Origin of the sequence: Chitinophaga sp., assembly GCF_035761305.1 — a bacterium.
GTDB lineage: Bacteria > Bacteroidota > Bacteroidia > Chitinophagales > Chitinophagaceae > Chitinophaga.
Genome location: NZ_DASTRI010000122.1, coordinates 1 through 8,911 on the forward strand (window position 1 = coordinate 1; position 8,911 = coordinate 8,911).

An 8,911-nucleotide genomic window follows, 5' to 3' on the forward strand; every position below is an offset into this window, starting at 1 on the left:
TGGCCTGTGCCATTACTGTTTCCGATGATAAGATGAAGCCCCTGTGGGACAGCGGCACCAACCGGCGGCTATACCTGCACAACCGTACCAGTGTTTGGTCGCCTTTTGTTATACCGGCAGGCAACAGCACACAAAGTATTACCTTCGGCTATTTCAACTTTAATGAAAAATACGGCCGTGGCCATTTTGCAGGCATCAACGGTACAGCTGTGAGCGCGGTGCTGAACACCATTGCCAGGATAGGCGTGATCGACTCCCTGCACTTTGGCGGCAACAGCTGGCATACGCCCTACGGCCCTATTTGCCTGCATGAACAATACATTGCACAAATAGGATTAGGCATCAATGATCCCGAATACCTGCGCGGGTATCAAAGCTGCCTGGATTACTACCGCGATCATGCTATAAAGCCCAACGGGCGCGTATATGCGCGCTGGGCATACACCAACGAAGACGCCATGCCCGGCCGGTTTAACAAAGCAGGCTTTTATGAAGCCCAGTGGGGTATACTCATGGATGCCAACCCCGATTTTGTTACCAACGTTGCGGAGCTGTATGATATGACCGGTAATATACGTTGGGTTAAAAGCCACCAGCAAACCTGCGAAAAGGTGTTGGACTGGATATTGAAACGTGATACCAACGGCAACGGGCTGGTTGAAATGATGACAGACACGCAGGCAGCGCAACGCTCCAGCGACTGGATAGATATTATATGGGCATCTTATGAAAACGCATTTGTAAACGCAAAGCTTTATCATGCGCTGGTGCTGTGGGCGGCTATTGAACAGCAACTGGGAAACCCCGTAAAGGAACAGGCTTATAAAGCATTTGCCGCCAGGCTGAAGGCCAGCTTCAACAAACCGGTAAGCAATGGCGGTTTCTGGGATAAAGACAACCGCTGCTATGTACACTGGCTGGATAAAAACCTTCAGCCACATGGCCGCAACATGGTTACACCGGTTAACTTTATGGCCATTGCCTACGGCATTTGCGATAACGCCGGCAGGGCCAAACTGGTACTGGATGATATTGAAAAGCAAATGCAGCAGGAGCAGCTTTTCTTTTGGCCGCTGGCTATGCGCTCCTATGCCCCCGGGGAAGGCAAGGCCTCCCAGTACCCCTTCCCGGAATACGAGAACGGCGATATTTTCCTGTCGTGGGGATCAGTTGCGGTTAAAGCTTACGCCACCTATAACCCGGCCATTGCGTTGAAATATGTAAAGAATGTGCTGCAGCAATACACGCGCGACGGGCTTGCGTTTCAGCGTTACGGCCGTATAAAGCAAAATGGTTTGGGAGACGATATATTATCGGGCAACAGCCTTGCTATTGTAGGGCTGTACCAGGCCATTTACGGCATTAACCCCAAGTATAACCGCCTGTACCTGAGCCCGCATATTACACCGGAACTGGCAGGCACACAGCTGCGGTATAATTTCCAGGGCCAGCTGCTGGTTATAGATCTCGACAGCAACCGCTATTCCATATCTAACGGGGTTTTTAAAATAACAAGCGGGGAAAGCTTTGGCTTTAATGCCGTAAACGACACTGTTTTTTATTTTAACGGGAATAGCAGCACGCCTTTATTACAGGCAGCAAGCAGCCAGCCTTTAACGCTCAGCATAAAAAGTGCGCACCCGGCTCAATTAAGCTGGGAGCAAACCATGCGCGCTGCCGCACCGTTGACCTATATTATTCACCATTTGAAGCCGGGCGCTGCTTATGCCTTTAAGGTTAACGGCAAAACCGTAAAAAAGATACGGAGTGATGCAAAAGGGGATTGCACGGTTGCTTACCGGCCCGCAGCCCTTTCAGCAACCATTACTGTTACCCCGGCGCTTTAAAATAATACCCGGCTGTGATGGTGCAAGCGCATTAGGAATGCGCGGCCTTTCCTGTTCATTAATGCTATAGCGGAAATTCCTCAGCAGCCGTTAATCCTTAATGCGCACATATTTTTCAATGTTCACCCGGTTAATGGAGGTGCCTTCCACTTTTTCAACGCCCTGCTGGGTAAGGGTATCGTTTACAATGGAAACTGTGAAATGAAATTCATTGCCTTCCCATTCACGGTCACTGCAATAGGCCAGCTTTTCCGTATAGGCGCTGTCGTGCAGCTCATAGGTGCCTGCGCCGGAAGAAAAGAAAGCAGTGCTGTCTTTTCCCTTATGCAGGTCATGGCCGGTAAAGGCGAAATGCGATGCGTTGATTACCTTAATAAACGACTTACCCTGCGTATAGTCAGTAACGGTAGTATCGTTCTTTTCTATTACAGTACCGGAAACCAGCCGCCAGGTGCCTTCTAACGGCGTACGCGCAGCAGTGGCGGCTGTGGTTGTGGATTGTTGCGTGCAGGCGCTAACGGTAAGGGATAGGCCAAGCGCTGCTGTGGAAAGCTTGTTGATGATATGCATGTGGTTAATATTGCCTAGTTCTTTTTCCGTTTGCCGCCGGCTGCCTGCTGCTCATGCGGTAAAAGTATGGTATTGCCTTTCCGCTGGTTACCGCTTTCAGAGGTAACAATCTCTCCGCGGCTGTAGGTTTCCTTTACCATGTGGCCATCCTCATCCCATATGCGCCATTCGCCATGCCGCACGGAGTTGCCTTTGCGCACTACCTCCACACGCGACTCTTCCTGTGTAACCGGGTCAATAACCGTTACGGTATCTACCTCACCTTCAATATCCATGGCCAGCATGTTACCGGCCGCGCTGAGCTTTCCGTTCGGATAATAATATTTGCAGGGGCCATCCAGCACACCGTTGTGAAAGGTTTCTTCTGCAACCAGGTCGCCCACCTCATTGTACTTTTTCCAAACGCCTTCTTTACGGTCGCTTTTATAAACGCCTTCCCAGGTGTAGCCGGGCTCTCCGCGCAGGGGCGCCACCTGTTCGCTCCAGGGGCCCTGCTTGCGTTGCTTGGCGTCCCGCTTATTGATTTGGGCATGTACCGCCACTGCAAAGCAGCTGATGATAAGCGCAAAAATGATCTTTTTCATAGGGTGAAAGGTTTATCGCTAAAGAAAATCCGTACACAAAGTAAGGATTTAGGGTTGTTTGGCAAAGATGGCGGCGGCAAGTGGCGCTAATAGCTTTATCACCAATAAGTGGTATATTTTATCCCGGTATTATTTTTTTTCTTACAATCGATTGTTTTTTTATTTTTGTTAGGGGTATAATTCCACGTTAGCAGAATTTTTCCACGTCGATTAACAAACAATTAAAAAATTTCCCTTTATGCAATTATTAATGTGAACTAAACAGTAACCGATTTCACGCACCGTGTATGCAAACGTTTGCGTTACACAGGTGGCTTAACTGTCAGGTACCGGGAAAAACCGGTACAGGGGACTTCTTTTTTGCCATCATCTAAATTTTACGTTATGTTAAAGTATTTACCTAGCTTACCTCCGCCGCATGGCAAATGCCTGAGGCGGGCCCTTTTTACCATGATACCGCTGGCCGGCATCTTTCCTGTTGCGGCTGCAGGTCATCTTCCATTATCTTCCTCTGCCGCCATGTTCCGGCAGGAAAAACAAACGCATGAAATAACCGGTACGGTTACAGACGAATCAAATCAGCCATTACCCGGCGTTACCGTATCATTAAAAGGCGGCAACACCGGCACCATTACTGACGGCACCGGCAAATTTGTGCTGCGTGTAAAGGTGGAAAGCGGCACGCTCGAATTTTCATTTATAGGCTACGACAGGCAGGAGGCCGCTTTCGCCAGCGGGCAAACAACCGTTAATGTTCATCTAAAATCCAACCAGAAAGCATTAAGCGAAGTGGTAGTGGTAGGTTACGGCACACAAAAGAAAGTGAACCTGCTGGGCGCTGTTTCCGCTGTTAAGGTTGATGAGAAGATCACCAACCGCTCCCTGCCCAATGCCTCCTCTGCCCTCTCGGGCCTTGTGCCCGGCCTGGCCGTTACCCAGTCAACCGGCATGGCCGGCCGCAACCAGGCCAGCCTGCTGATCAGGGGCCTGGGTACCGTAAACAACGCTAACCCATTGGTGGTGGTGGATGGTATGCCGGATGTTGACATTAACCGGGTGAACATGAACGATATTGAAAGCATATCGGTGCTGAAGGACGCCACTTCCGCCTCCGTATATGGCTCCCGCGCTGCCAACGGCGTTATTCTCATCACTACCAAATCCGGCAAGGGGCAACGCAAAACAGTGCTTAACTTCAACGGCAACTATGCCGTGGAAAAGCCGGTCAAAGCCTACCAGTTCATGGCCGACTACCCGCGCGCATTAACGCTGCACCAGCGCGCTGCAGCCGTTAACACGCTCCGCTCCAACTATCTTTTTAAAGACGGCACCATTGACCAGTGGATGGCCCTGGGCATGATAGACCCCCTGCGTTATCCGAATACCGACTGGTGGGACATTATTACGCAAACCGGCGCCTTCCAGAACTACAGCCTGTCGGCCTCCGGCGGCAGCGAACAGTCCAACTTTTTTATATCTGTTGGCCTGCAGGATGAAAAAGGTTTGCAGATCAATAATACCTACAAGCAGTATAATGCCCGCCTGAATTACGACTATAAGCTCAGGAAAAACATGAACGTAGGCGTAAGGTTTTACGGCAACTGGTCTAACTTCCAGTATGCCCTGGAAGATGGTTTTACAGACGACAACTCCAGCAACACCGCCGGCTTTGACCTGCAATACGCCATTGCGGGCATTACGCCGTACGACCCAGTAAGCGGCTATTATGGCGGCGTAATGGCTTACAACGAAGATCCGCAGGCGTACAACCCGTACACTGTATATATGAACCAGCTTTCGCACCAGAACCGGCAGGAAGCCAACGGCACCATGTACCTCGACTGGACGCCCATAGAAGGGTTAACAGGCCGGGTGGATTATTCGCTGAACTATTACAACCAGTTTGCCTGGAACGCCAATACGCCTAACCGTTCGTACAACTTCCAGACCGACGCTTTCGGCAGCCGTGTATACGTGGGCGATAACGCAGGCGTAAGCAACAATACCGCCACGGGTTACAAAACCATGTTCACCGGGCGCCTTACCTATCATAAGGCCATCACCCCCGATCATGACCTTTCCGCCTTGCTGGTGTACAGTGAAGAGTACTGGTACGACCGCCTGCAGGGCACTTCCCGCAACGACCGCCTGTACCCTACCCTGCATGAAATTGATGCCGCATTGCCTGGCATACAAAGCACCAGCGGCAGCTCCAGCACCGAAGGGCTGCGCTCCTACATTGGCCGTATTAACTATACCGCATTTGATAAATACCTGCTGGAAGCCAACTTCCGGTATGATGGCTCTTCCAAGTTCCTGCCCGGGCACCGCTTTGGTTTCTTCCCCTCTGTAGCGCTGGGATGGCGCTTTACCGAGGAAGATTTCCTGAAACCCTTTACCAGCCGCTGGCTTACCAGTGGTAAGTTCCGCATCTCCTACGGTGGCTTGGGTAATAACAGCGGTGTTGGCCGTTACGAACAATTGCCCACCCTGGCCAACAGCAATTATATGATAGCTGCTAACCTGGCCAAAGGTTTTGTGAACGAAAAAATGGTGAACCCTGATCTTTCCTGGGAATCTACCACGGTGCTGAACCTCGGGATGGACCTGGCTTTCCTGGACAGCCGGCTGCGCGTGGAGCTGGATTACTATAACCGGTTAACCACCGGCATGAACCGGCCTTCTGAAATGTCCATCCTGCTTACCGGCGCCTATACAGCACCCAGGAAAAACATCGGCAACCTGCGGAACCAGGGTATAGAAGGCAACTTTTCCTGGACCGATAAAGCAGGCGCCTTTACTTACGGCCTTAACCTGAATGCTTCCTATAACCATACCCGGCTGGAAAAATGGAATGAGTTCCTGGGCAAGGGATATGTGTTCCTGGATATGCCCTACCACTTCCTGTACACCTATGAAGATATGGGCATTGCCCAAACCTGGCAGGATGTGTACAATGCAACGCCGCAGGGCGCTTCGCCCGGCGACATACTGCGCAAAGATGTGAACGGCGACGGCAGGATAGACAGCAACGACAAAGTAGCTTTTCCCAATACGCAGCGCGACCGGCCCACTACCAACGTTTCCCTGGGCGGCAGCGTATCATGGAAAGGCATTGACCTGGGTTTCCTGATCACCGGCGCCACCGGCCGCAAGGATTACTGGATCAACAACTACAACAACGTGAACTTCGGCACCCAACGTTATGCATCTACCTGGCTGCACTGGTCAGAGCCCTGGTCTGTTGAAAACCGCGATGGCTCATGGCCCCGGCTGGGCGGCTCATCCAACCGCGAAGAAACCACGTTCTGGCTGGATGATATGAGCTATATCCGCTTCAAGAACCTGCAGCTGGGCTATACGCTGCCCGCCAGCCTGCTGGGCAGGGTAGGCATCAGCAGCTTCCGTATTTACTGTTCTGCGGAAAATATTGCTACCATCACCTCTTACCGCGGCCTTGACCCGGAAATGAACGGCAACAGGAGCAACGCTTACCCGTTGGTGAAATCTTATTCCGTTGGTATTAACATGAGCCTTTAAACGCTGAATTATGAAAAGATCTATTAAAATATATTGTCTGGCAACACTGGCGGGTATATCCGTGCTTAGCAGCGCGTGCCATAAAGACCTGCTGGACCAGGACCCGACCACTGAGCTGAACGAAGCTGCGTTCTGGAAAACAGAAGCAGATGCCACTATCGGACTAATGGGCGCTTATGCGGATGTACGCCCCCTGTTTGACCGCGATTATTATTTTGACGGGCAGGCCGAATACCTGCGTGTACGCAGCGGCAGCAACAGCACCTCCAGCTCCAACCTGCAGAAAGGCGCGGCCTACAATGGCGCGGACTACAACCCATCCGGGTATGGAGATAACTTCGACAACATGTACAAGTACCTGTACGGCGGCGTAAACCGTACCAACTATGTAATAGAGAATGTAACTAAAATGCTGCCCAATGCCAGCAGCGCCTCCCTGCCCGAGCTGGAAAGGGTGATAGGCGAAGCGCGCCTGCTGCGCGGCATGGTGTACTTCCGCCTTATATCCATGTGGGGCGATGTGCCTTATATCGGGCATATAATTTACGACAACAGTGAAGTAGCCAGCCTGACACGTACGCCGATAGCTGCTATAAAAGACTCTATCATGGCCGACTTCACCTATGCTTATGAAAAGCTGCCGGAAAAAGCGGCTGAATTAGGACGCGCATCCAAACCCGCAGCCCTGGCCTTCCGCGGCAAGCTGGAGCTGTACTGGGCCAGCTGGAACCATTTTGGCTGGCCGGAGCTGGCCGGTTTCCAGCCAAGCGAAGCAGAAGCAGTAAGCGCATACAATGCAGCGGCAGCTGATTTCAAAAAAGTGATTAACGACTACGGCCTCACGCTTTTCCGCGGCGGAGAACCGGGTTTATGCGACCCGCCCGGCAAGGCCGATAACCTGCCCAACTATTACTACCTGTTTACGCCGGTAGCCAACGGCGACCCGGAAATGATCATGTATTTTACACATGGCGGCACCGGTACCGGCCAGGGAGAAGAGCTGATGCGCGATGTAGCCGGCCGCTCCCATGAAGGCTCCCAGTGCTGGGTAACGCCCCGCTATGAAATAGCCGACCGTTACCAGTCGCTCACCACCGGCGATTTTGCGCCCAAGCTGGTACCCATGGACCCTGCCACGCCCGGCGCCAGAACCGCTCCCAATTCAGCGGTGAACCCGCAAAGCTATGTAGACCGCGACTACCGTATGAAAGCGTCTATCATGTGGGACTATGAAGTAAGCGTGGGCATGGTGTCGCTGAAATCAACCGGCTGGGTGCCCTTTATTTATAAAACCTGGAACCAGAAAATAACGATTGACGGTAAAGATTACATCACCTACAACACCGACGGCTGTAACTCAGGCTATGTGCTGCGCAAATTCCTGCGCAACTATGCCGGGCAGGGACGCAGCGACGGCGATTATGCATGGCCGGTAATGCGCCTGGCCGATGTGTACCTCATGTATGCAGAAGCTACCAATGCCGTGAACGGCCCGCAGGCCGATGCGATTGACCTGGTGAACAAAATACGCCACCGCGGCAACCTGCCGCCCCTGGCCGGCGACAAAACAGCCAGCAAAGACGCCTTTTTCAGCGCCATTGAGCAGGAACGCATCGTAGAGCTGCTAGGCGAAGGGCAACGTTCCTTTGACCTGCGCCGCTGGCGTGCTATTGAAAGGGTATGGAACCCGCCTTTTGGTAACGGCGTATGGCGTATTGATACGCATGGCGCACAGATGTCGCGCTATTTCCAGAATTCCTCCGACAGGGTTTACCAGCAATGTTACATTTTCAGAATACCGCCGGGTGAACGTGACCGCAATCCCAACCTCACGCAGAATACACCATGGCTGTAAAACAATTTCAAGGGACCTTAAACGACAACACGATGAAAAAATATCTCGCTATATTGTTACTGCTGGGTGCAGCCCTTTACTGGACGGCCTGCTCAAAGGACACGCCGGTAGATGAAGACGGGCTACTGATCACCACCCGCGCGGAATGTTATGTAAGTAATTTCGAGCTGCTGGGCTCCGACTTCCGCACCGTATTAACCGGCGCGCCCACCATTGATACCAGCGCCTGCACCGTAGATGCCGAAGTATTTTTTGGTACAGACCTTACCAACCTTTACCCGCAGTTTACACTGGTAACAGACGCCAAGCTGGATCCCAAGATCACCGGCAAGGTTGACTTTTCAGACCTGGCTCACCCTAAACAATACACCGTAATATCCGGCAACCGGAAGGTGAGGAAAACATATACCGTAAACATTACCGTACAGCAACCGTAGTGCTTATTTTAAAAACATACAACATGATCGCTAAATATATAAGATATATACCGCTGCTGCCTGCTTTCCTGCTGCTGC

At 51.8% G+C, this 8,911-nt stretch carries 6 protein-coding genes; 4 read left to right on the forward strand and 2 right to left on the reverse strand.

Features of this window, described 5'->3' with window-relative positions; genetic code table 11:
• Window positions 1–1,847: hypothetical protein (locus tag VFS25_RS10875; protein WP_326462164.1), on the forward strand; the 1,847-nt coding region annotated here is incomplete at its 5' end.
• Between the two features lie 90 nt (window positions 1,848–1,937).
• On the opposite strand, the gene VFS25_RS10880 is transcribed toward VFS25_RS10875, so the two are convergent.
• On the reverse strand, window positions 1,938–2,417 hold the full coding sequence (locus VFS25_RS10880; protein WP_326462165.1) for a hypothetical protein: 480 nt from the start codon (window positions 2,415–2,417) through the stop codon (window positions 1,938–1,940).
• A gap of 14 nt (window positions 2,418–2,431) precedes the next feature.
• Complete coding sequence (locus VFS25_RS10885) at window positions 2,432–3,001, reverse strand: hypothetical protein (protein WP_326462166.1); 570 nt, start codon at window positions 2,999–3,001, stop codon at window positions 2,432–2,434.
• A 384-nt stretch (window positions 3,002–3,385) separates the two neighbouring features.
• Here VFS25_RS10885 and VFS25_RS10890 point away from each other — a divergent pair, with 384 nt between their 5' ends.
• The 3 genes from VFS25_RS10890 to VFS25_RS10900 are packed head-to-tail and all read left to right on the forward strand — an operon-like array spanning window position 3,386 to window position 8,833.
• Window positions 3,386–6,541, forward strand: a complete 3,156-nt coding sequence (locus VFS25_RS10890; protein ID WP_326462167.1) for a TonB-dependent receptor — start codon at window positions 3,386–3,388, stop codon at window positions 6,539–6,541.
• 10 nt (window positions 6,542–6,551) lie between these two features.
• Complete coding sequence (locus VFS25_RS10895) at window positions 6,552–8,396, forward strand: RagB/SusD family nutrient uptake outer membrane protein (protein ID WP_326462168.1); 1,845 nt, start codon at window positions 6,552–6,554, stop codon at window positions 8,394–8,396.
• 32 nt (window positions 8,397–8,428) lie between these two features.
• The gene (locus tag VFS25_RS10900) at window positions 8,429–8,833 is read left to right on the forward strand and encodes a hypothetical protein (protein ID WP_326462169.1); all 405 of its coding nucleotides are present in this window, start codon (window positions 8,429–8,431) and stop codon (window positions 8,831–8,833) included.
• Window positions 8,834–8,911 lie beyond the last annotated feature (78 nt).